Source organism: Microbacterium sp. cf332 (assembly GCF_900102175.1).
Taxonomy (GTDB): domain Bacteria; phylum Actinomycetota; class Actinomycetes; order Actinomycetales; family Microbacteriaceae; genus Microbacterium.
Window position 1 is genome coordinate 524,749 of record NZ_FNKN01000002.1, and the last position, 23,191, is coordinate 547,939.

Annotated in this window: 23 protein-coding genes; 11 read left to right on the plus strand and 12 right to left on the minus strand. The window is 70.2% G+C overall.

Annotated features, from left to right (window positions below; translation table 11 throughout):
• Position 1: 1 nt before the first annotated feature.
• The 5 genes from BLT21_RS09580 to BLT21_RS09600 are packed head-to-tail and all read right to left on the minus strand — an operon-like array spanning position 2 to position 4,887.
• On the minus strand, positions 2-1,003 hold the full coding sequence (locus tag BLT21_RS09580; protein WP_218125765.1) for a dimethylarginine dimethylaminohydrolase family protein: 1,002 nt from the start codon (positions 1,001-1,003) through the stop codon (positions 2-4).
• Positions 1,000-2,148, minus strand: coding sequence for an ABC transporter ATP-binding protein (locus BLT21_RS09585; protein ID WP_091501436.1), 1,149 nt, complete (start codon positions 2,146-2,148; stop codon positions 1,000-1,002). The genes BLT21_RS09580 and BLT21_RS09585 overlap by 4 nt, the downstream gene beginning before the upstream one ends.
• On the minus strand, positions 2,148-2,960 hold the full coding sequence (locus BLT21_RS09590; RefSeq protein WP_091501438.1) for an ABC transporter permease: 813 nt from the start codon (positions 2,958-2,960) through the stop codon (positions 2,148-2,150). The genes BLT21_RS09585 and BLT21_RS09590 overlap by 1 nt, the downstream gene beginning before the upstream one ends.
• A complete protein-coding gene (locus BLT21_RS09595; protein ID WP_091501440.1) occupies positions 2,957-3,820 on the minus strand; it encodes an ABC transporter permease in 864 nt (287 codons plus the stop codon). Before BLT21_RS09595 ends, BLT21_RS09590 begins: the two co-directional genes overlap by 4 nt.
• Positions 3,805-4,887 carry an extracellular solute-binding protein gene (locus BLT21_RS09600; protein WP_176786862.1) on the minus strand — a complete coding sequence of 361 codons (1,083 nt, stop codon included), beginning with the start codon at positions 4,885-4,887 and terminating at the stop codon, positions 3,805-3,807. Before BLT21_RS09600 ends, BLT21_RS09595 begins: the two co-directional genes overlap by 16 nt.
• Before the next feature lie 255 nt (positions 4,888-5,142).
• Here BLT21_RS09600 and BLT21_RS09605 point away from each other — a divergent pair, with 255 nt between their 5' ends.
• The gene (locus tag BLT21_RS09605) at positions 5,143-6,552 is read left to right on the plus strand and encodes a helix-turn-helix domain-containing protein (RefSeq protein ID WP_176786863.1); all 1,410 of its coding nucleotides are present in this window, start codon (positions 5,143-5,145) and stop codon (positions 6,550-6,552) included.
• A 22-nt stretch (positions 6,553-6,574) separates the two neighbouring features.
• Here BLT21_RS09605 and BLT21_RS09610 read toward each other — a convergent pair whose 3' ends face one another.
• On the minus strand, positions 6,575-7,762 hold the full coding sequence (locus BLT21_RS09610; RefSeq protein WP_091501448.1) for a M20 metallopeptidase family protein: 1,188 nt from the start codon (positions 7,760-7,762) through the stop codon (positions 6,575-6,577).
• Positions 7,759-8,520: a sugar phosphate isomerase/epimerase family protein gene (locus tag BLT21_RS09615; RefSeq protein WP_091501450.1), complete on the minus strand. Its 762-nt coding sequence runs from the start codon at positions 8,518-8,520 to the stop codon at positions 7,759-7,761. Before BLT21_RS09615 ends, BLT21_RS09610 begins: the two co-directional genes overlap by 4 nt.
• Positions 8,521-8,667: 147 nt before the next feature.
• On the opposite strand from BLT21_RS09615, the gene BLT21_RS09620 reads away from it, so the two are divergent.
• From BLT21_RS09620 to BLT21_RS09630, 3 genes are read left to right on the plus strand one after another with little or no spacing between them, the layout of a single operon-like run.
• Positions 8,668-10,188 (plus strand): GMC oxidoreductase, encoded by a 1,521-nt coding sequence (locus BLT21_RS09620; RefSeq protein WP_091501452.1) that lies wholly within the window; start codon positions 8,668-8,670, stop codon positions 10,186-10,188.
• A complete protein-coding gene (locus BLT21_RS09625) occupies positions 10,185-10,787 on the plus strand; it encodes a TetR/AcrR family transcriptional regulator (RefSeq protein ID WP_176786864.1) in 603 nt (200 codons plus the stop codon). Before BLT21_RS09620 ends, BLT21_RS09625 begins: the two co-directional genes overlap by 4 nt.
• A 24-nt stretch (positions 10,788-10,811) precedes the next feature.
• Positions 10,812-11,678 (plus strand): sugar phosphate isomerase/epimerase family protein, encoded by an 867-nt coding sequence (locus BLT21_RS09630; protein ID WP_091501456.1) that lies wholly within the window; start codon positions 10,812-10,814, stop codon positions 11,676-11,678.
• A 16-nt stretch (positions 11,679-11,694) separates the two neighbouring features.
• Here the strand turns inward: BLT21_RS09630 and BLT21_RS09635 are convergent, their stop codons facing one another.
• Positions 11,695-11,967 (minus strand): helix-turn-helix transcriptional regulator, encoded by a 273-nt coding sequence (locus BLT21_RS09635; protein ID WP_091502214.1) that lies wholly within the window; start codon positions 11,965-11,967, stop codon positions 11,695-11,697.
• Between the two features lie 63 nt (positions 11,968-12,030).
• Here BLT21_RS09635 and map point away from each other — a divergent pair, with 63 nt between their 5' ends.
• Complete coding sequence (gene map / locus BLT21_RS09640) at positions 12,031-12,801, plus strand: type I methionyl aminopeptidase (protein ID WP_091501458.1); 771 nt, start codon at positions 12,031-12,033, stop codon at positions 12,799-12,801.
• Positions 12,802-12,815: 14 nt separating this feature from the next.
• Here map and BLT21_RS09645 read toward each other — a convergent pair whose 3' ends face one another.
• Complete coding sequence (locus tag BLT21_RS09645) at positions 12,816-13,535, minus strand: Pr6Pr family membrane protein (protein ID WP_256336011.1); 720 nt, start codon at positions 13,533-13,535, stop codon at positions 12,816-12,818.
• A gap of 116 nt (positions 13,536-13,651) precedes the next feature.
• Between BLT21_RS09645 and BLT21_RS09650 the strand changes: the two genes are divergently transcribed.
• The 4 genes from BLT21_RS09650 (at position 13,652) to BLT21_RS15655 (ending at position 17,282) form a co-directional block, all read left to right on the plus strand.
• Positions 13,652-14,983, plus strand: coding sequence for a M20/M25/M40 family metallo-hydrolase (locus BLT21_RS09650; protein ID WP_091501460.1), 1,332 nt, complete (start codon positions 13,652-13,654; stop codon positions 14,981-14,983).
• A 12-nt stretch (positions 14,984-14,995) separates the two neighbouring features.
• Positions 14,996-15,751 (plus strand): GNAT family N-acetyltransferase, encoded by a 756-nt coding sequence (locus tag BLT21_RS09655; protein WP_091501461.1) that lies wholly within the window; start codon positions 14,996-14,998, stop codon positions 15,749-15,751.
• Positions 15,752-15,845: 94 nt separating this feature from the next.
• Entirely contained in the window at positions 15,846-16,682 is an 837-nt protein-coding gene (locus tag BLT21_RS15650) for a hypothetical protein (protein ID WP_176786865.1), read from the plus strand.
• 18 nt (positions 16,683-16,700) lie between these two features.
• Positions 16,701-17,282 (plus strand): HNH endonuclease signature motif containing protein, encoded by a 582-nt coding sequence (locus BLT21_RS15655; RefSeq protein ID WP_176786866.1) that lies wholly within the window; start codon positions 16,701-16,703, stop codon positions 17,280-17,282.
• 92 nt (positions 17,283-17,374) lie between these two features.
• Here the strand turns inward: BLT21_RS15655 and BLT21_RS09665 are convergent, their stop codons facing one another.
• From BLT21_RS09665 to BLT21_RS09675, 3 genes are all read right to left on the minus strand, one after another.
• Positions 17,375-18,307, minus strand: a complete 933-nt coding sequence (locus tag BLT21_RS09665) for an alcohol dehydrogenase catalytic domain-containing protein (protein ID WP_091501463.1) — start codon at positions 18,305-18,307, stop codon at positions 17,375-17,377.
• A 93-nt stretch (positions 18,308-18,400) separates the two neighbouring features.
• A complete protein-coding gene (locus BLT21_RS09670) occupies positions 18,401-19,033 on the minus strand; it encodes a LysE family translocator (protein ID WP_091501465.1) in 633 nt (210 codons plus the stop codon).
• Between the two features lie 25 nt (positions 19,034-19,058).
• Positions 19,059-20,066 (minus strand): LacI family DNA-binding transcriptional regulator, encoded by a 1,008-nt coding sequence (locus tag BLT21_RS09675; RefSeq protein WP_091501467.1) that lies wholly within the window; start codon positions 20,064-20,066, stop codon positions 19,059-19,061.
• 214 nt (positions 20,067-20,280) lie between these two features.
• Here BLT21_RS09675 and mmsA point away from each other — a divergent pair, with 214 nt between their 5' ends.
• Together mmsA and mmsB are read left to right on the plus strand one after the other, a co-directional pair.
• A complete protein-coding gene (mmsA, locus tag BLT21_RS09680; protein WP_256336052.1) occupies positions 20,281-21,804 on the plus strand; it encodes a multiple monosaccharide ABC transporter ATP-binding protein in 1,524 nt (507 codons plus the stop codon).
• Complete coding sequence (gene mmsB / locus BLT21_RS09685; RefSeq protein WP_091501470.1) at positions 21,801-23,144, plus strand: multiple monosaccharide ABC transporter permease; 1,344 nt, start codon at positions 21,801-21,803, stop codon at positions 23,142-23,144. Before mmsA ends, mmsB begins: the two co-directional genes overlap by 4 nt.
• The last annotated feature ends 47 nt before the right edge of the window (positions 23,145-23,191 follow it).

The following is a 23,191-nucleotide window of genomic DNA, read 5'->3' on the forward strand; positions in this document are numbered from 1 at the left end:
CTCAGCTCCAGTCCCGCGCGAGTTCCATCGTCGAGCAGTGCAGGCCGCCGCCGTTCTTCAGCATCTCGCGGAACTCAATTGGGATGATCTCGACCCCGTGCGCGTCGGCGAGCATCTCGGCGGTGCGCTCGAGGTGCGCCGGCATGATGGCGCGACGGCGATCGGTCACGAGCAGGTTCGTCGACCACTCCTCGTCGGGGTGGACGTCGACCGTCTCGATGCCGAGGTCCCAGAGCGCCGACATGTAGTCGTAGGGCGCGAGGCGGGGATTCACGAGTGCGAGATCGTCGTCGAGCATGACCGAGCACATGTCGAGGTGGATGAGGTAGCCGGGCAGGCTCACGGTCTGAACGCGGATGCCGTAGGGCTCGAGGATCCGGCCGAGCTGGCGACCGCCCTCGGCGTTGCAGCGAACCGAGGTGCCGAAGAACGCGAGGTCGGGGCGCACCTTCACGAAGCTCCCGCCCTCGGCCAGGCCCGCACCCGTGACCGTCCCGAGGATCGGCATCCCGGCGCCCGCGACGGTCGCGGCGATCGACTGCTCCTCGCTGCGCCGCATGCGCGGCGCGAGGCGCCCGATGATCGCGCCGCCGGGCACGGTGACGAGCGGGTCGCGGGTGTACACGGCTTTCGTGAAGCTCGGGTCGAGGTCGGGCGCGAACACGATCTCGACGCCCTCGGCCTCGAGCGCCGCGACGAAGCCGTCGTACTGCGCATTCACGAGGTCGAGGTCGGGAAGTTCCTCGCCGGTCCAGTACCACCGACGGTCGGGGTCGACGAACGCACCCATCTCGGCGTCGTAGGCGTCGGCCCGCACGGCCTGCAGGCCCGCGCTCGGGCGGCGCATCATGACCGTGCGGAGCTTGCCGACCTCGTCGGCCGCGCCCCACTTGCGGCCCCAGACGTCCTCGATCTCGTCGTGGAAGGCAGGCAGGGCCTCAGGCCCCATCAGGTGGTGGAACCGGCCGTCCGAGACCTCCTTGGTGGAATCGATCGTGCTCACGATGCGGCGCTTTCTGTGGTGGTGATGGAGGTGGTGGGTGCGGCACCGATGCGTGTGACGACGGATGCGCGCGGAGACCAGTGCAGCGTGACGCGCGCGTCGACCACGACATCCGTGGGACGCGAGGCGTCCTCGCGGGAGATGAGCTCGACGCCCGTCGCCGTCCGCACGATGATCTTCCGCGAGTCGCCCGCGTAGACGATGCCGCGCACGGTGCCGTCGACGCGCGAGTGCGCCTCCGGCGCGGTGCCGGGCGCGGCGATGTCGACGAGCGACGGGCGCACCATGACGGCGACCGGATCGGCGCCGACCGCGGAGCCGTCGACGAGCAGCGGCGGTGAGAAGACGACGCCGTCGGAGATCTCCAGCGTGCCGTCGCCGCGTACGTGACCACGGAAGAGGTTCGACTCGCCCACGAAGGCGGCGGCCGTGTCATCCGCGGGCCGGTGGTACAGCTCGTCGGGGGTGGCGAACTGCACGAGTCGGCCGTGGTCGAGGAGCGCGATGCGGTCGCTCATCGTGAGCGCCTCCTCCTGGTCGTGCGTCACGTTGATGACGGTGAGACCGAGCTCCCGGCTCAGGCGGCTGATCTCGAGCTGCAGGGCGTCGCGCAGGTTGCGGTCGAGCGCGCCGAGCGGTTCGTCCATGAGGAGCAGCCGGGGGCGGCTCACGATCGCGCGGGCGAGCGCGACGCGCTGCTGCTGCCCACCCGAGAGCTGCGTGATGCGGCGTCTACCGAACTCGGGCAGCCGCACGGCCTCGAGCGCCTCGGCGACGAGTCGGCGGCGCTCGGCCGACGGGACGCGGCGCATCCGCAGCGGGTAGGCGACGTTCTGCTCGACGCTCAGGTGGGGGAAGAGCGCGTAGTTCTGGAACACCATGCCGATGTCGCGCTTGTGCACGGGCACGTTGCGCAGCTCCTGGCCGTCGAGCAGGAGCGACCCCTCGTCGGCGTCGCCGAAGCCGGCGATGATGCGCAGCAGGGTCGTCTTGCCCGAGCCCGAGGCGCCGAGCAGCGTGACGAACTCGCCCGCCCCGATCTCGAGGTCGACGGCGTCGACGGCCGCGGTCGCGCCGTAGCGCTTCGTGATCGCGCGGACGCTCAGGGCGGCGCCGGGGGTGCGCGTTGCTTCGTTGGGACTCATCATGAGCTCCTCGGGGTTCTCTGGCCGCGGCGGGCGAGTCGGGCACGGATGGGGCCGACGAGGGAGACGATCAGGGCGATCGCGAAGGTGACGACGGTGACGATCAGCGCCACCGCCGAGACGGACGGCTCGACGCCGGACCGGATCTGCGTGTACATCAGCACGGGCAGCGTCTGGAAGCGCGCGTCGCTGAGGAACGTCGCGACGACGACCTCGTCCCACGAGGAGATGAAGGCGAGCAGGCCGCCGACGACCGTCGCGGGTGCGACGAGCGGCAGGGTGATCGTGACGAGCGTCATGAACTGTCCGGCGCCGTGCACGCGCGCCGCCTCTTCGACGCGGGCGTCGAGCGTGCGCAGGAGCGCGAGCACGTTGACGAACACGTACGGCAGCCCGAGCACGCCGTGCGCGAGCGCCAGGCCGAGCACGTTGCCGGTAAGGCCGACGCGTACGTACACGAGATAGAACCCGACCGCGCCGACGACGAGGGGAAGGATCATCGGCAGCACCGAGACGGCCGTGAACACGGTCGAGATCGCGCCCCGGGCACGGGCGGCGCCGAGCGCGAGCGCGCCGCCCGCGATCATCGCGAACGCGGCGGCGAGCAGGCCGACGGCGAACGAGTTGCCGAAGGCGCGCATCCAGCGGCGGTCGCCGAGGATCTCGTCGATCCAACGCGTCGAGAATCCGTCGGGCGGGAACGTCACCTGGGTGCCGCTCGTGAAGGCCGTCGCGCAGATGATGATCGTCGGGAGGATCAGCAGCGCCGCGACGACGACGCCGATGACGCGCACCGTGATGCCGGCGTTCATGCTGAGTTCCTCTCGAGAGCGATGCCGAGGACCTTGCCGAGCCCGAGGAAGCGGGCGGTGACGGCGAGGATCACGATGACCGCCGCGAGTAGCAGCACGGCCATGGCCGACCCCACCCCCGTGTTGAGCAGCGTGTTCGTCTGCTCGACGATCGATTGCCCGATGACCTGGTTGCCCGCGCCGCCGAGCAGCTGCGGGGTGATGTAGAAGCCGAGCGTGAGCACGAAGACGAGGAGGCTCCCGGCCGCGAGTCCGGGGATCGAGAGCGGGAAGGTCACGCTCCAGAACGCGCGCGCACGTGTTGCGCCGAGGCCGTGGGCGGCGATCGCGAGATCGGGCGAGATGCCGCGCAGCTGCGAGTAGATGGCGAAGATCGCGAACGGCACGAGGATGTGCGTCATCCCGATGAGGGTCGCTGCGGGCGTGCGGATGAGCCGGAGGGGTTCATCGATCAGCCCGATCGCCTGGAGCATCGTGTTCACGAGCCCGGTGTCGTTGAGCAGCACCTGCCAGGCGTAGCTGCGCACGAGCAGGCTCGTCCAGAACGACAGCATGAGGGCGATGAGGAGGATGCGCGAGAGGGTCTTGCCCGAGCGGGCCATGGCGTACGCGTAGGGGTAGCCGATGACCGCCGAGCTGATCGTCACGGCGAGTGCGAGCACCGCCGTGTTGCCGATCGAACGGATGAAGGCGGCCGACGCGAGGGCGTCGGCGAAGTTCTGGAACCCGGCGTCGAAGGCGCGTTGCACCACGATCGCGAGGGGGAGGATGAGCGCCAGGACGACGAAGAGCAGGCCGAGGAGGCCGACGCTGATCCACCAGCGCCGGCCCCCTCTCTCATCGGTCAGGACGCCACCCATGCGGACACGCTCTCGAGCACGTCGGCGCGGTTCTCGTTCCACCACTCGAAGTCGGGGATGATCGGCGCGGCGTCGCCGGTTCCCTCGTTCGAGGTCGGCACGTCGGCGAGCTTGTCTTCCGGGATCGTCGCGTGCGGGTTGCCGGGGCCGTAGGTGAGGTACTCGACCAGGTCGCCCGAGTGCTCGGTCGACGTGATGTAGGCGACGAGCGCCATGGCGTTGTCGAGGTTCGGGCTGTCGGCGGGGATGGTCACGTAGTCGGCCGACTGGATCTGTCCGTCCCAGGACATCGCGATCGGCTGACCCTCGCCGGTGGCCTGGGTCACCCGGGCGTTGTAGCACGCGCCTACGGTCGCCTCGCCCGAGGTCACGAGGTCGATGCACTCGGCGCCGCTCGTGATGAAGATGAGGTTGTCCTTGATCGGGTCGAGCTTCTCGAGCACGCGGTCGATGTCGAGCGGGTACAGCTCGTCACGGCTCACGCCGTCGGCGAGGAGGATCGCCTCGGCGAGGCCGAAGAAGCCCTCGCCGGCGTTGATCGCCCGCTTGCCCGGGAACGCGTCGGTGTCGAGCCAGTCGGCCCACGTCTGCGGGCCCGCGTCGCCGAAAGCATCGGTGTTGTAGGTGACGACGGTCGAGTAGACGAACATCGGCACGCCCTTCGCCGTGACGGGCCACTGCCCGTCGAAGGCGTCGCACTCGACGATGTCGCAGTCGATGTCGGCGAGGCCCTCGTTCTCCTCGGTGAGTCCGAAGTCGAGGCCGGCCTCGGCGACATCCCACGTGACGTTGCCGCTCTCGATCATCTGGAGCAGCTTCGAGTTGTCCATCGAGGGGTCGAGGATGGCGTCGACTCCGGTCTCCTCGGAGAACGGGTCGAGCCACGCCGCCGTGATGGCGTCGCCGCCTGCGCCGCCGTAGCCGGCGAAGGTGACCTCGCCGCTCAGGCCGGAGTCGGCGTCGGAAGAGGACGAGGAGGGAGAGCCGGACGACGAACATGCCGTCAGGGCGAAGAGCGCGGCGGCGGTCGCCGCGGTGGCGGCGATCACGGTGCGGTGTCGGAGCATGGCTGGCCTTTCACGGGTGTCGAGGTCATGCGGGGAGGCGGTTCGAAGAGGTCGCCTGGAGGAGCGCACGCCTATCCTGTTCATGTCACCGAGAGGCGCGGAATTGGATGAAACGCCTGTCTCGAGGCGCCGCGTTGGAGAGTTCTCCAACGCGGAGGGCCTTTATTTCGGCGCCGTTTCGTGGGCCGGCATCCGGTGTTTCGATCGGAAACACCCCATGTGACGAACCGGTCGCAGAGACGAGGAGGGCGTGAGGTGAAGGTCAGCGAACTGCTCGCCGCTCCCGGGCTCTCGCTCACGATCGCGTTCTCCGGCGACGTCGATGTCGAGATCGAATGGGTGCACGCGGTCGACCGCTTCCCGGCATCCGAGTTCATGTCGGGCGGCGAGGTCGCGCTCACGTCGGGGCAGTGGTGGCCGGCCGTCGCGGCCGAGGTCTACGTGCAGGATCTGGTCGAGGCGGGCGTCATCGCGCTCGGCTTCGGTCTCACGAAGACGATCACCGATCTGCCCTCGCAACTCCTCGCCGCGTGCGAGGCGCAGGGGCTCACGTTCTTCCTGGTGCCGATCGAGGTGCCGTTCATCCGGGTCATCAAGACCTTCGTGCAGGCCGAGCGTCGCACGTGGGAGCGACCCCTGCGCCGGCACCTCGACTACTACCGCACCTTCGTCGCGGCGCTGCGCGAGGATCGCAGCCTCGCGTCGATGCTGTCGTCGCTCTCGAGCGGACTCGGCACGACGGTCGGTCTCGTCGCCGATCGCGAGGTCTCGGGTGTCGCGTCGGTCGAGGGGATGCACCCGATCCCGCTCGCGAGCGAAGGCGTCATCGACGCCGAGCTGTTCAGCGAGGCCGACCCGGCGAACTTCTCGGTCGAGCAGCAGGCCGTGCTCTCGGTCGGGGTGCCGTTCATCGCGTTGGAGGTCGAGCGCATCCGCTCGGTGAAGCGGACGGTCGACGGATACACCCGCGAGCTGTTCACGTGGCTGCGCAGCGACGACCATGACGTCGTCACGGTGCTGGCCCGCCTGCGGTCGCTCGGCATCGAGGGTGCCTCCGACCTCGCGGTGCTGTCCGTCTGGCACGCGGATCCCGATGCCGTGCTCGTCGCGGTGCGGCGCGAAGCGGGCTCGTCGGCGGCCGCCGCCGCGCGCTTCGACGACGCCGTCCTCGTGTGCGTCGCGGGTGCCGACGTCGCCGACCGTATCGTCGCGGGCCTCCCTCGCGGCGCGTCGACCGGCCGCGGATCCTCGGGAGCGGCCGACCGGCTGAGGCTCTCGCTCATCCAGGCCGAGCACGCGCTGTCGCTGGCGCGACGCGCCGGCCCGGGGATGGTCATCGGTGCCGACGAGCTCAACAGCCCGTCGACCATCATGTACTCCGAGGCGTCCGACCTCATCCGCGAGACCGGCGCGGCATTGCTTCGTCCGCTGCGCGAATACGACGAGGCGCGCGGCGGGCAGCTGCTGCACACGCTCGAGGTGTTCCTGCGCACGGGCGGACGCCTGAGCGTCGCGGCGAACGAGCTCTACGTCCACCCGAACACGCTGCGGCACCGCGTGCAGCTCATCGAGGACATCACGGGTCGCAACCTCGACTCGACGCGCGACCGCACCGACTTCGACCTCGCGATCGCGCTCGCCGACCGGGGCGGCCTCGAGGGCTGACCCACCGGCGCGCCCGGTCGGTTCAGCCGGCGGCGCGGTCGAGCCGGCGCGCGGCGAGCGTCGCGAGCGCGGCCGCGAGGTCGCCGACCACCGCGTCGTCGAAGCGCACCCGCGGAGAGTGGTTCCACGCGGCGGGGTCGGCGTCGGCAGGCGACGCCGCGAGCAGCACGAACGCGCCCGGCACGGCCTCGAGCACGCGCGAGAAGTCCTCGGAGGCCATGAGCGGATCCGGCGCGATCGTGCTGCGCGCGACGCCGAACGTCTCGGCGAGCACGTCGTGCGCCCAGTCGGCCTCCGCGTCGTCGTTGACGAGCACGGGGTAGTCGGCCGAGAACTCGACGACGGCGCGGCATCCGTGTGCGGCGGCGACGGCGGTCGCGAGCCGCGCGACCTCCCCGCGCACGCGCTCGTCGGCCGCGCGCGAGAGCGTGCGCACGGTCGCGCCGAGTGACGCGGTTTCGGGGATGACGTTGATGGCATCACTCGCGGCGAGCTGCGTCACCGTGATCACGACAGGGTCGAACACCGAGAAGCGGCGCGTGATCATCACCTGGAGCGCCGTCACGAGCTCCGCGATCGCGACGACGGGATCGATGGCGTCGTGGGGGCGTGAGCCGTGCCCGCCGACGCCGTGCAGTTCGATGCGCAGGTCGGCGACACCGGCCATGAGCGTGCCGCGCCGTGTGCCGAAGCGCCCGGCCGGTCCCGGCACGACGTGCGCGGCGTACGCGGCGACGGGCGCGGACCCGGATGCCTCGAGCACACCCTCCGCGATCATCGTCGCCGCACCGTCGTCGCCCTCCTCGCCGGGCTGGAACATGAGCACGACATCGCCCGCGAGGCGGTCTCGCGCGCCGGCGAGCAGTCGCGCGGCCCCCACGAGCCCCGCGGTGTGGAGGTCATGGCCGCAGGCGTGCATCGCGCCCGACGTCGACGCGTACTCGAGCCCGGTCTCTTCGGTGAGCGGCAGCGCATCCATGTCGGCCCGCAGCAGCACGGTCGGGCCGGGCCGCGCGCCGTGCAGCACGGCCGTGACCGACGTCGACGCCGCGCCCGTCGTGATCTCGAGGCCGAGTCCGTCGAGCGCGTCGAGCACGCGCCGCTGCGTGCGCGGCAGATCGAGGCCGACCTCGGGATCGCGGTGCAGGGCCCGTCGCAGCGCGACGAGCTCGGGCAGCAGAGCGGCGGCCCGAGGGACGAACGCCGTCACACGCTGCGCGCGAAGATGAGGCTCTGTGCGAGCGCGGCGTCGTCGTCGCCGACGTTGTACTCGATCGTGTACGACCGCACCGCCGGCATGTCGCGCAGCTGCGCGGCGAGCTCGGCCGCACCGACCGAATCGGCGAGCAGGGGGCCGCGCTCGGTGGCCGCGAGGTGCACGAGGCTGATGGCCTCCGCGTGCTGCCGCATCGACGCAACGGGGTCGATCTCCTCGACGACGACGTGGTACCAGTCGGCAAGAAGGCCGACGCGGTCGTCGTGGCCGATCATCGACCGCACGAGCGCCGAATGGTCGAGCGTGTTCATGAGGAAGCTTTCGATCCGGCGCAGGCCCTCGAGCGCGATGCCGACGTCCGAGGGCGTGTCGGGCAGCACCTCGGCGATGGATGCCGCAGCGCGCTCGAGCCCGCGGATGCGCGGCTCGTCGGTCCACGGATCCTTCCGGCACGCGGGCAGCACGACGATCTGCGAAGCCCCGAGCTCGTGCGCCTGCTCGAGCGCGCCGCGGAGATAGGTCTGGGCCCGGGCGCGCGAGGCGGGATCGGGCGACCCGAGCTCGCTCTCGCTGTTCCAGGCCCAGCACATCGACGGCACGGCGAGCCCGGCGGCGGCGAGGTCGTCCTGCAGCGCCGCGATGTCGATGCCCGGGATGGCATCGAGTTCGATCGCGTCGAATCCGGCTGCGGCCGCGCGGCGGATAGCGGTCGGGCGGTCGCCGAGCACCCATTCACTGGCGCTGATGCGCATGTCGTCTCCCTCGAGGGCCGCCCGCGGCGGCGATGGTCGGCGGTATCGCCGCGAATTCTTTACGGGCGTTCAGATTATGTGTACGCTCGGCGACACGTCAAGGCGACCCGGCCTCGACCTCGAATCGACCACCGCAGGAGCAGCAGCATGGCGACCCCCGACCTCCACGACGTCCTCATCGTCGGCAGCGGGATGATGGGAGCCGCCATCGCGCGGCAGTTGCGCGACGCCGACCCGGGCATCCGCATCGCGATGATCGCCGGCGGCCCGACCGTCGGAGCGAAGGCCGGTCAGCACCTGCATGACGTCGAGGATCCGGAGGTCTGGGCGCAGTACAACCGCAAGGTGTCGTCGGGCGTGCAGGCGTTCTACACCGGCGTCAAGCCGAGCCAGGGCGTCGGCGGAAGCATGCGGGACGTCACCCCCGGCATGTACCACCTCACCTCCCTCGGCGAGAAGGCCGACGAGATGCCGAGTGCGACGGTCGCGTGGAACGCGGGCGGCATGGGCATCCACTGGACGGCCGCGACCCCCACGCCGTGGGGATCCGAGCTCGACCCTGTGCTCACGCCGGTTGAATGGGCGGACGCGATCGCCCGGGCATCCGACCTGCTCGAGATCAACCGCGAGCCGTTCCCGCTCACTCCCGCGGGCGAGACCGTCGCGCGGGAGCTGCGCGCGCACTTCGACGCCCGCCAGGCGCCCGGCCGCGAGGTGCAGAACATGCCCATGGCCGTCAACGACCGGGGCACGGGCCGCAAGGAGCGCACGAGCCCCTCGGTCATCTTCCCCGCGCTCGGCGACCCCGCGAGCGACGCGGCCTTCACCTTCGTCGCGAACAGCATGAGCACGTCGCTCATCCACGAGGGCGGGCGCGCGATCGGAGCCGTATGCCGCGACCTCGCGACCGACGAGACCTTCGAGGTGCACGCCGCGCATGTCGTCGTGTGCGCCGACGCCATCCGCACGCCCCAGCTGCTGTTCGCGTCCGGCATCCGACCCGCGGCGCTCGGCCGCTACCTCAACGAGCACTACTTCCTCACCGGCCAGGTGATCGCCGACCCCGAGCGCATGGGGTTCGCGGTCGACGAGCTCACCCCGCCGACCGATCTCGAATGGGCGTCGGACTGCCTGTGGGTGCCCCAGAGCGATGACACGCAGCCCTTCCAGGTGCACATCATGACGAAGACGCTCGTCGACGAGCAGCACGCCCCCACCGGGTACGCGGTCGGCATCGAGTACTACATCCGCACCGAGGTGCAGCGTGACAACCGTCTCGAGTTCTCGGACACCGAGGTCGACGCCGCGGGCATGCCGCGCATCACGGTGCACTTCACCTACACCGACGCCGATCGCGATGCCCTCGAGAGCGCTCGCGCCGACCAGATCGTCGCGGCGTCGCGCATGGGCGACTTCGACCCGGCGACCGAGTCGGCTGCGCTCGGCGCCGGCGGATCGCTGCACTACACGGGCACCGTGCGCATGGGTGCGGCCGACGACGGCACGAGCGTGTGCGATGTCGACGGCCGCGTATGGGGCTTCGAGAACCTTTTCGTCGCGGGCAACGGCGTGGTGCCGACGTCGCTCGCGTGCAACTCGACCCTCATCGGGATGACGAGCGCCGTGCGCGCCGCCGACGCCCTGCTGCGGGATCTGGAGACGGCGTGAGCGGCACCCGCGGGCCGTACCGCACCGGTATCGAGACCCGGCGGGCGCTCGTCGAGCACGCGATCCGCGTCTTCGGCGAGCACGGTTACCGCGGGGGCTCGCTTCGCATGATCGCCGAATCGGTCGGCGCTCCCGCGTCGCAGATCGTGAACCACTTCGGCAGCAAGGACGGCCTGCTGACGGCCGTGCTCGACCACTGGGACGCCCTTCAGGTGGCCGACGGCGGCCGGCGCGGGCTCGCCTACGTCGAGGAGCTCCGAACGCGCATCGCATACAGCCGCGACAACCCGACCTGGGTGGAGTTCTTCCTCACGCTCGGCTCCGAGGCGACGGCCCGAGACCATCCCGCACACGACTACTTCGTCGCACGCTACGCGCACATCGCCGACCGCCTGCAGGAGGAGATCCTGTACGCCGCGGCGTCCGACGAGATCGCACCGATCGACCCGAGCGCGGCGCGCGTCGAGGCCCAGCGCCTCAGCGCCATGATGGACGGCCTCCAGCTGCAGTGGCTCCTCGACCGCGAACTCGACCTCGTGGGCGCCTTCGACGACTACCTCGACGCCGTCATCGACCGCTGGCGTCGCCCCATCATCTGACCCACGAGAACGAAGGAGACGGCCATGGCCATCCAGATCGGCATCCAGCTCTACTCGGTGCGCAATTCGCTCGCCGCCGACCCCGAGGGCACGCTCAACGCGCTCGCCGACATGGGGCTCACCCGGCTCGAGGGTGCGAACCACCGCGCGCTCACCGAGGACGGCATCGGCTTCGGCATCCCCGCCGACTTCCTCGCGCGCATGATGGAGGAGCGCGGCATCGAGATCATCGGATGCCAGATCAATCCGCTCGACCTCGACCGCCTGCCCGCCGTGCTCGACTTCCAGGAGCAGATCGGCAACCGTCGCATCGGGTGCGACATCGAGTTCTACCCCTACGGCGACCTCGAGTACGTGAAGCGCCGCGCCGACTTCTTCACCGAGGTCGGCCGCGTCGCCGCCGAGCGCGGGATGACGTTCTTCTATCACAACCACTACCAGGAGTTTCAGCGCTTCGGCGACCGCACCGTCTACGAGCTGCTCATGGACTACACCGACCCCGACCTCGTGAAGTTCGAGCTCGACACCTATTGGGCGTACCGCGGCGGCGCGGACCCGATCGAGCTCTTCCGCACCTACCCCGACCGCTTCGTCATGAGCCACCAGAAGGATTTCCCGGCCGGCGCCGCACGCCCGCTCAACATGTACGAGGGGTCGGTCGCACCCGACGCGTCCATCGACATGCCGCTCTTCCTCGAGCTCGAGAAGCCCGAGGAGTTCGGCGAGGTCGGCACGGGCGTGCTGCCGATCCAGGACATCATCGACGCGGCCGCGCAGCTGCCGAACTACGAGTACATGCTGCTCGAGCAGGACTACGCCCCCGGCGCCGAGCTCGACTCCGTGCGCCGTAGCGTCGAGGCGTTCTCGCGCTACGAGGGCATCACCCTGTAGAAGCCGGGCTGCCCGGTCAGCGCGCCGTGTCGGTGGCCGCGGTGGCGGGCGCGAAGGCCTCAGCGGCGACGGTGTCGAGGGAGAGGTCGAGGCTGGTGGCGACGGCTGCGACGATCGCGAAGGAGGGCGTCGCGAGGCGGCCGGTCTCGATCTTCCGCAGCGTCTCCGGCGAGACGCCGGCTGCGCTCGCGACGTCCGTGATCGACCGATCGCCGCGGGCGCGCCGCAGGACGAGGCCGAGGCGGCGGCCGCGGTCGCGTGCTTCCGGGGTCAGTGCCCGACGGACCATCATGCGCCCATCGTAGCGGTATAGTTTGACCGGTATTTGTATACCGCTTCGGAGGAGCTGCCGATGATCGAGATCTTCGCACCGCACGAGATCGACCGAGCCCGCGAGACGGGTGCGATCGTCGGCAGCATCCTGCACGAGCTGAAGTCGCGAGCGCGCGTCGGCGTCAACCTCCTCGAGATCGACGAGTGGGCTCGCCGGCTCATCGCTGAGAACGGCGCGACCTCCTGCTACGTCGACTACGCCCCGTCATTCGGGAGCGGGCCGTTCGGCCACTACATCTGCACGGCCGTGAACGACGCGGTGCTGCACGGGCTGCCGCACAACTATCGCCTCGCAGACGGAGACCTGCTCACGCTCGACCTCGCGGTGATCAAGAACGGCATCGCCGCGGATGCCGCCATAAGCTTCGTCGTGGGCACGCCGCGCGACGCCGAAGCCCTCGCCCTGATCGACGCGACGGAGCGCGCGCTCGCTGCGGCGATCGAGGTCGCCCGTCCGGGCAACCGGGTCGGCGACATCTCGCGCGCGATCGGCACCGTGCTCTCGGGCGCCGGCTACTCGATCAACACCGAGTTCGGCGGCCACAGCATCGGGTCGGTCATGCACGGCGACCTCCACATCCCCAACAGCGGGCGGCCGGGACGGGGCTACACGCTGCGTCCGGGGCTGCTCATCGCTATCGAGCCGTGGGTCATGGCCGACACCAAGGAGCTCGTCACCGACGCCGACGGGTGGACGCTGCGCAGCTCGACCGGATGCCTCACCGCCCACACCGAGCACACGATCGCGATCACCGAGGGCGCGGCTGAGATCTTGACGCTGCCGCGCTGACCCGGATCGGGCTCTCAGGTGGTCGGGCGCCCGGATGCCGCGCCGACGGCGCGCGCGCGACGCCGGGTGACCCAGACGGTGAAGAACCCGACTGCGACGAAGGCGATCGCGATGACGACGACGTAGGCGGCGACCATGCCCCATCCGCCCGGGTTGTTGGGGTTGAGGAACGGGTAGGGGTACCAGTACGGCTGCCCGTTGGCCGGGTTGGTGACGAGTGGGCCGCGGACGAGCGTGTACGCCACCCAGAGCAGCGGGAACGCGATCACGACCCACACCGTCTGCCACCGCAGCGCTCGCCGGCGTGTGCCGATCAGCAGATCCAGCAGCAGGAAGATCGGGCCGATCAGGTGCAGCACCTCGTTCGACCACGGCACGGGCTCCGAGCCCTGCGGCAGGGTGATGCCCCGCAGCAGCGTGTTGTAGACGATGCCGGTGATGACCATGTAGGTGGTCGCGCACGCGAGCGCGGCCGAGAGCCCGAGCGACGACGTGGCGCCCCGCGGGTCGCGCAGCGTCCGCAGGCCCGCCCATGCCAGCACGACCGCTGCGATGACGTTCGAGAGGATCGTGAAGAAGCTGAAGAAGTTCGCGAACACCGTGGCGACGTCGCCGCCGGTCTCGGCCGTGCGGGTCAACGACACCGTCAATTGGGTCACGACGGCAGCGACGATCACCGCTGCCATGACGAGACGGGCCAGCGACCATGCGGTCTTCGGAGTGGAGGTGCTCACGAGGGCACCTTATCGCCGAGCCGCTCCGTGAACGTATGTGGCAGGGCGCCCGACGGCCGCGTGTCGGAGCGGTTAGCGTCGCGGTGCGGCGTCCGAGCTGCGGGGGAGGGAGTGCCATGACCGGCGAACTCGAGAACGAGGCGCTGCAGTTCGTCCGCGACCTCATCCGTATCGACAGCGTCAACACGGGAGTGGCCGACACCATCGGCGACGGTGAGACGCGCGCGGCGCGCTACGTGCGGGAGCGTCTGGCCGAGGTGGGCATCGACTCGGAGCTCATCGAGCCGACACCGGGCCGCGGCTCGCTCGTGGCGCGTCTGCAGGGAAGCGACCCGGATGCCGGGGCGCTGCTCGTCCACGCGCACCTCGACGTCGTGCCGGTGGCCAAGGACGACTGGACGCACCCGCCGTTCGGCGCCGAGATCCACGACGGCTACCTGTACGGTCGCGGCGCGGTCGACATGAAGGACTTCGCCGGCACGATCCTCGCCGTCGCACGTCATTATGCGCGCGAGGGCATCGTGCCCCGGCGCGACCTGGTGTTCGCGTTCCTCGCCGATGAGGAGAGCGGCGGCGTGTGGGGCGCCGACTGGCTCGTGCGCCATCGCCCCGACCTGTTCGACGGCGTCACCGAGGCGCTCAGCGAGGTGGGGGGCTTCTCGGTTCCGCTCGACGTCGACCAGGGCTCGGCCGGGGGAGGGCGGCGAGCCTACCTCGTCGCCACGACCGAGAAGGGCGTCGCCGGCGCGACCCTCGTCGCGCGCGGTCGGGCCGGCCACGGTTCGCGCCCGACGGGTGATACCGCGGTGGTCCGCCTCGCGCGCGCCGTCGCGGCGATCGGCAGCCACCGGTTCCCGGTGCAGCGCACGGCGGCTCTCGAGGGCTTCCTCCGCGAGTTCGGGGCGGCTCGAGGGCTCGCCTTCACCGAGACCTCGCTCGAGGAAGACCTCGCCACGCTCGGCTTCGTCGACACCATCGTCGGCGCGTCGCTGCGCAACACCGTGACACCGACCGTCCTGCGCGGCGGCGAGAAGGTCAACGTTATTCCCGCCGAGGCGTCGGCCCTCCTCGACATCCGGCTGCTGCCGGGCCAGGACGACGCGCTCCGCAGCGAGCTGCGCGAGCTCGTCGGCGACGATGCCGACGTCGTCGAGGGCCGGTGGTGGTCGGCGACCGAGGCGCCGGCCGATGCGGCGCTGCTCGCCGTGCTGCAGGCCGCCGTCTCGGCGGAGGACGACTCGGGTGTGGTGGTGCCGTACCTGCTCCCCGCCAGTACCGACAACAAGCACTTCGCACGACTCGGCATCCACGGGTATGGATTCGTGCCTTTGCGTGTTGATCCTGACTTCGACGTGTTCGCGCAGTTCCACGCCGCCGACGAACGGGTGCCCGTCTCGGCCCTGTACTTCTGCGCACGCGTGACCGAGCGCATCCTGCGGTCTGCTTGAGAGGACGATCCGATGACCATCACCCCGCCCCAGGTTCGCGACGGCGTGGACGTCCGCGACAACGCCGCCTGGTACTCGCTCACGGGAGCCCACGCGCACCTCGCGATCGGCGACGACCTCGTGCGGCGGTACCCCGACGACGTCGCCGGCTTCGTCGGGGTGCGCACGTGGGACGATCCCGCCGTCTGGCGGTCGCTTGCGACCGTGGTCGGCTCCGGGAATGAGTTCAGCATCAGCTCGCCGGTGTCCGATCCGGGAGCCGCCGCCGACGGTCCTGACCCGGTCGCCGCCGCGCCGGAGCTCCCGGCGGGCTGGATCGAGACGTTCCGCGGGGCGGGCGTGCAGCTCGTCGAGACCGACCGGCTGCGTCCGCGCCCGGACGACGAGGCGGTCGAGCTGGGTGAGGCGGACGTCGCCGATATGTTGGCGCTGGTCGAGCGAAATCGCCCCGGGCCGTTCCGGCAGCGGACGGTCGTCCTGGGCAGATACGTCGGGATCCGCCGCGAGGGGCGATTGATCGCCATGGCCGGAGAGCGTCTGCAGCCGGGCGAGTGGACCGAGATCAGTGCGGTCGCCACCGACGAGGCCTACCGGCGGCAGGGGCTCGCGTCGCGCCTCGTGCTGGATGTGGCCTTCCACATCCACCAGCGGGGCGGGCGCGCCCTGATGCACGCGGCCGCCGCGAACGTCAACGCGATCGCCGGGTATGAGAAGCTCGGCTTCGAGCTGCGCCGACGCACCAGCTTCACGGGTGTTCGGATTCCCTGAGCGCTCATTCCTCCCCAGGGCACGACCGGATCGGATCTCCGCGTTCGAATAAAACTTCGAGTGTGATGTCAGACCCCAATGCCAAAATGGGAACATGGATGCGAGCGGCGGTGGTGGAGCGGGCGAGGTCTTCGACTCGCCGCACGGCGCTGCGTTCGCGGCCTACAGCGAGGCGCTCGTACTGGCGCACCACGCCGATGTCACATCGATCCGCGCCCTGGCCGAGCTCGGGCGATCGGCTTTGCGTGAGGCGCGCCGCGACGGAGTGCGCGGGATGGCGTCCGACATGGAGTTGCGCTCGGTGGCCGCCGAGGCGGCGGGGCTCGCGCGGCGGACGGATCGCCGTCTGCAGCGCGACATCGATCACGCCCTGACGATCGTCGACGACTTTCCCGCGGTGTTCTCCGCCTGGGAGTCCCGGCTCATCACGCGCGATCACGTCGAGGTCGTCGTGAAAGCGGGCGCCGTCCTGCCCGGGGAGGTGCGACCGGAGTTCGAGCTCGCCGCCATCGCGATCTGCGAGGGCGACATCGCGACCCGAGTCCGTCAACCGTTGCAGGTCCTCGCCGAGAAGATGCACGGACGCACGTTCACCGAGCGGCACCGCGAGGCAGCCGCGGACCGCTGCGTGCGGGTCTTTCCGGGCGCCGATGGGATGTCGAATCTCGTGGCGACGCTGCCGACGGTGATCGCGGCGGGGATGTTCGACCGTCTCACGCAGATGGGGCACGCGGTGAAGGACGCCCGGGCGGATGCGGGCGCTGCGGCGGTGGGCGATGGCGCTGCGGCGGCGGATGCGACGGCGGATGCCGCGGCGGAGCCCGATCTGCGGACGATGGACCAGCTCCGCGCCGACATCCTCGGCGACCTCATCCTCGCCCGCGCGCCCGTCGTCGACCCCACCACCGGCACCGACCGGGCCGGCGGGTAGGGCGCGATCCGCGCACGCGTGCAAGTCGCCGTCACCGCGGAAACGCTCACTGGCGGCGACGAGCATCCGGCGGAGGTGGTCGGGGCGGGGTTGATCGACGCCGAGTCCGCCCGCCGCCTCGCGGGACAGACCCGCGAGTGGGACCGGCTGTTCGTGGATCCCGTCGCCCGCACCCCGGTCGAGGTCGACACGTACCGGCCGACCGCGGCGATGGCGAAGCTCCTGAAGGCCCGGGACCAGCACTGCCGGTTCCCCGGATGCCGCCTCGCCGCCATCCGCTGCGAGATCGACCACACCCGCGACCACGCCCTCGGCGGGCACACCCACCTCGCCAACCTCGCGCACCTGTGTCAGCGGCACCACTCGATGAAGCAGTTCACGCGGTGGCAGGTTCGGCAGCTCGGCGGGGGCGTTCTGGAGTGGACCTCACCGGGCGGCCGGATCTACCGCGAAGACGTCCCGATACCGGCCGTCTGCTTCACCACCGACACAGTGAGCGCGCGAGCCGGTGGACCGCCCGACCCGGCGGCCGAACCTCCGGGCGCCTCCGATCCGCCCGGTCCCATCGGCGGTCATCGCGGCGAGTCACCGCCGTTCTGACCGCCCTCGCAGGCTCCGAAAACCGACCAGTGACAGGGAGCGGTGCCACCGACCCGCGCTACTGGTGCGGGTGCGGTGCGGGTGGTGCTGTCTCAGCGCGTCGGGGCGATGGCGATCTTGCCGTGCACGTGTCGACTGCGCTGGTGCGCGACGGCGTCGCGGAATCGATCGAGACCGTAGACGGCGGCGACGGGGATCCGCAGCTCGCCGCCGGCGATCAGGGCGAGGAGGCGGGCGAGCGCGTCCGGGCGGGCATCGGAACCGTTCACCTGCAGCACCCCGGAGGGCGGGTCGTCGGCTTCGATGGTGACGACCCGCTGCGGCGGGATGCCGAGCTCCAGGGCCGTCTTCGCGGTGTCGATGCCGTGCAGGTCCGCCGCCGCAGCAAGCGCCATGCCGCCCGCGGCGAGATGGTGGGCGAGCCGAGCGGCGAGGTCGTCGCCGTAAGCCACCGGCTCGGCGCCCAACGACCGGATGTGGTCGGCCGACGCGGCGGACCCCGTGCCGATCACCTGCACGCCGTCGCGCACGAGCAGCTGCGTCAGGATCGAACCGACCCCGCCGCCGGCGGCGCCGACGAGCACCGTCTCACCGGGTTGCGCCGACAGGGCGTCGGCGACGGCCGATGCGGTGCGTCCGGCGATGTCCAGCACCCCGGCCTGGAGATCCGAGACGCCGGCAGGCAGACGATGCAGGCTCGGGTGGGTCTCGTCGAGAGTGATCGATGTGGCGACGGCGCGGCCGCGCGCTCCGCCGAACACGCGGTCTCCCACGTCCCACCGCCGCACGGCCCCACCGACCTCGGCGACCGTGCCGGCGAAGTCGTTTCCGAAGCCCGAGGGCACGTCGATCCCGAAGACGGCGGCGAGCTCCGGAGACTCCACGATCTGCCAGTCCACCGGGTTGAGGCCCGCGACCGAGACGCGGATGCGCACCTCCGATTCGCGGAGCGGGGGGAGATCCCGATGCTCGAGGGCCAGACCGCTGACGTCACCGAATCGATCGAGCACAACCGCGGAGTCCATGGATGGTGCAGCGGTCGCCGTCCCGGCGCTATTCCCCGGGCCTCCCCTGAACGTCGGGGGAGACGGTGTCCGCTTCCGCCCGCCCGGGTCCGGCTAGCTCTTCGCCCCCGCGAACGCGAGGGTGCCGCCGAGCCCGATCATCATCACGCCGCCCGCCCCCGTCAGGGTCGACATCCGTCGCGGCGATCCGCCGAACCACGTCCGCGCCGTTCCGGCCGCCAGCGCCCAGATGCTGTCGCACGCCAGCGCGAGCACCTGGAACAGCAGACCGAGTGCGAGCAGCTGCATCCAGATCGGGCCCGCGTGGGGCGCGACGAACTGCGGCAGGACGGCGACGGAGAACGCGATCGTCTTCGGGTTGGTGATCCCCACGACGAAGCCCTGCGCCAGCAGGCGACCCGTCGAGGAGCGCTCGCCGCCCGGCGCCTGGATGTAGGCGTGACGGTGCCGGATCGCCTGCACGCCCAACCACACCAGATACGCGGCGCCGGCGAGCTTGATCACGGTGAACGCGACGACCGACGACGCGACGATCGCACCGACCCCGAACGCCACCGCGAGCACCGCCGGCACCGTGCCCAGCGCGTTGCCGACGACGCTCAGCACCCCGGCGCGGCGTCCCAGCGCGATCGAACGCCCGATGACGAAGAGCACGCTCGGGCCGGGGATCACGATGATGACGACCGCGGCGAGCAGGAACGCCAGCAGGTTCTCGAACGGGATCACGCGAGCACACTACTCCCGAGATGTTTCAGCCGTGGGGCGGGCGCTCGCCCGACCCTCGCCGGACGAGCGATGTCGCGATCTCGACCCGTCGCGGCGGCGCCGTCGGACGCTCGATCCGGTCGACCGCCAGCAGTGCTGCGGCGCGCCCGAGCGCGTGCGCGTCGTGTGCGACGACCGATATACCGAGCATCTCGGCGAGCTCGAAATCGTCGAAGCCGATCAGCGCGCAGGGCGAGTCGAGGTCGCGCAATGCCTGCAGCGTCGCCGTCGTCGCCCGGTTGTTGCCCGTCACGATGGCGGTGGGCGGCTCGCTCGAACGCATCAGGTCGATGACGGCGTCACGCGTGCTCGCCGTCGGGTCGTCGCCCAGGCTCAACCAGCGGTCGGTCTCACCGACCCCGACCTCCGCGAGCGCGTCTCGGTACCCCGCCAGTCGCTCCCGCACCGTGTGCACCGAGGCCGGATTCGCGACGAATGCGATCCGTCGGTGCCCGAGAGCCGTCAGCGATCGCACGGCCTCGGTCATCCCCGCTCGGTTGGTGAGCAGCACCGTGTCGGAGAGCAGGTTCTCGAGCGGCCGGTCCACGCCGACGATCGGTGTGCCGAAGTGTCGTTCCCCCTCGAGGTACGACTGGTCGTCCGCGACCGGGATGAGCAGCAGCGCACGAACACCTTGCGACAGGACCGCGTCGACGACCCGCCGCTCGGTCTCGGCCGAGTCGTCCGTGGTCGCGAGCAGCATCGTGTAGCCGTGCTGCGCGAGCTCGTACTCGATGCCGCCGGCCACCGTGAAGTAGAACGGGTTCTGGATGTCGCCGATGACGAAGGCGACGGTGTTGGTCACCCCGCCGCGCCGCAGATCCCTCGCGACCCGATTCGGGCGGAAGCGCAGTCGCTCCGCGGCGGCCCGCACGCGCTCCTGCGTATCGGCCCGCACCTGGTCGGACCCGTGGAAGACGCGCGAGACCGTCTTCGCGCTCACCCCGGCGAGCCGCGCGACGTCCTGGATCGTCGCCCGCGTCGGATTCGGCATCCCCGCTCCCTCCGATGACAACGGTGGACATTCTATCGGCGGGGCGCTGCTTCACACATGGCGGGCCGGAGCGTAGAGTGACGACGCTCGATGACAACGTTGACATCCGATGATCTGGGGCAGAGGAGCTTTGGTGATCGATTCAGAATCCGGCGTGCCCGGAGGCGGCCGGCAACGGCCCGAACGGCGTGGACCCGGGCGGCCCCTGCTCGAGATGCGCTCCATCACGAAGCGGTTCCCGGGCGTCATCGCCCTCGCCGACGTGTCGCTCACGGTGCAGGCCGGCGAGATCCACGCGATCTGCGGCGAGAACGGCGCCGGCAAGTCCACGCTCATGAAGGTGCTCTCGGGGGTCTACCCCTACGGGACCTACGAGGGCGACATCGTCTTCGACGGGCAGACCGTGCAGTTCCGCGACATCCGGGCGAGCGAGGATGCCGGCATCGCGATCATCCATCAGGAGCTCGCCCTGATCCCCGAGCTCTCGATCGCCGAGAACATCTTCATCGGCAACGAGATCTCGCGCTTCGGCCGCATCGACTGGGACGCCTCGCGAGCCCGGGCACGTGAGCTGCTGCAACGCGTGGGCCTGCACGACGACCCGGCCACGCCCATCAAGCAGCTGGGCGTCGGCAAGCAGCAGCTCGTCGAGATCGCCAAGGCCCTGTCGAAGAACGTCAAGCTGCTCATCCTCGACGAGCCGACCGCCGCACTGAACGAGAACGACTCGCAGCACCTGCTGGGCCTCATCACCGACCTGCGAGACCGCGGCGTGACCTCGATCATCATCAGCCACAAGCTCAACGAGATCGCCCAGATCGCCGACTCGATCACGATCATCCGCGACGGTCGCACGATCGAGACCCTCGACGTGCACGCCGGCGACGTCGACGAGGACCGCATCATCCGCGGGATGGTCGGCCGCTCGCTCGAGAACCGGTTCCCGCCGCGCGACGTGAAGATCGGCGAGGTCTTCTTCGAGGTGCGCGACTGGACGGTGCGGCATCCGCTGAACGCCGACCGGCTCGTCGCGAAGTCGTCGCACCTCACCGTTCGTCGAGGTGAGGTCGTCGGCCTCGCGGGACTCATGGGCGCGGGCCGCACCGAGCTCGCGATGAGCCTGTTCGGCCGCTCGTACGGCCTCTACGAGGGCGGTCAGATCCTCATCGACGGCGAGCCCGTGACGCTCAAGGACGTGCCGGCGGCGATCTCGCACGGGCTCGCCTACGTCAGCGAGGACCGCAAGGTGCTCGGTCTCAACCTGCTCGATCCGATCCGTCGCTCGGTGGTGTCGGCCAAGCTGCGCAAGATCGCGCCGCACGGCGTGCTGCGCAAGGACGAGGAGCGGGCGATCGCCGACGACTACCGAGGGAGGCTGCGGATCAAGACGTCGAACGTCGACAACGGCGTCTCGAAGCTGTCGGGCGGCAACCAGCAGAAGGTCGTGCTCGCCAAATGGATGTTCACCGACCCCGACCTGCTCATCCTCGACGAGCCCACCCGGGGCATCGACGTCGGCGCCAAGTACGAGATCTACTCGATCATCAACGACCTCGCCGCACAGGGTAAGGGCGTCCTGCTCATCTCGAGCGAGCTGCCGGAGCTCCTCGGCATGGCCGACCGCATCTACACGGTCTTCGAGGGACGCATCACCGACGAGATCGACGCGCGCAGGGCCACACCCGAGGAACTGATGCGGAGCATGACCGCAGACCGTGGAAAGAAAGTGACCGCATGACTCAGCCCGACACCGCCCCCGTCCGCACCGGCGGGCTGGCCGACATCCGCAAGGCGTTCGGCAGCGGGCAATCCACCCTTCGGCAGTTCGGCATCCTCGGATCGCTCGTGCTGATCATCCTCGTCTTCCAGATCTGGACGAACGGCCTGACCCTGTCGTCGGGCAACCTCATCAACGCGATCAATCAGAACTCCTACATCCTGATCCTCGCGATCGGCATGGTGATGGTCATCATCATGGGCCACATCGATCTCTCGGTCGGGTCGGTCGCCGCCTTCACCGGCATCGTCGTCGCCAAGTCGATGGCCGACTGGAACCTGCCCTCGTACCTCGCGATCGTGCTTGGTCTCGTCGTCGGTGTGCTCATCGGCGCTTGGCAGGGATTCTGGGTCGCCTACGTCGGCGTGCCCGCGTTCATCGTCACGCTCGCCGGGATGCTGATCTTCCGCGGCCTCAACCAGATCGTCGGGCAGTCCACGACCCTCGCCGTGCCCGCGGACTTCCAGGTGATCGGCGCCGGCTACCTGCCCGAGCTCCCCTTCATCCCGTTGCCCTTCAACGTGCTGACCCTCGCGCTCGGCATCCTCGGGGCGTTGTGGATCGTGATCAACGAGATCCGCCTGCGCCGGCGCCAGGCCAAGACCGGAGCCGAATCGGCCCCGCTGTGGGTCTCGATCCTCAAGGTCGTCGTCGTGGGCGGTGTCATCCTCATCGCCGCCTACCTGTTCGCCACCGGGCGGCCGGGAACCGGGTTCCCGATCTCGGGTGTCATCCTCGTCGCCCTCGTCATCCTGTATTCGTTCATCACCAACAACACGACCTTCGGCCGACGCATCTACGCGGTCGGCGGCAACCGTCTCGCTGCGACGCTGTCGGGCGTGAAGGACCGGCGCGTCGACTTCTTCGTGATGATGAACATGTCGGTGCTGGCCTCGCTCGCGGGCATGATCTTCGTCGCCCGCTCGGGTGCCTCCGGACCGCAGGACGGCAACGGCTGGGAGCTCGACGCGATCGCGGCCGTCTTCATCGGCGGCGCCGCCGTCTCGGGCGGCATCGGCACCGTCATCGGTGCGATCATCGGCGGTCTCGTCATGGCCTTCCTCAACAACGGCCTCCAGCTCGTCGGCACGGGCGCCGACCTGGTCTCGGTCATCAAGGGAGTGGTGCTGCTGCTCGCCGTCGGCATCGACGTGCTGAGCAAGGCCACCGGGCGCCCCTCGATCATCGGCCTCTGGTCGGCCCGACGCCGCGCCCGCGCCGATGCCCCCACACCTCCGACGGTCCTGCCGACCGCCGGAACCAATGAGACCAGTCAGCCCGTCGATGCCGGTCGTCGATGACGACACCGCTCGCTGATGGCTCTCCGCACCGAAGAAAAGAGATGAAT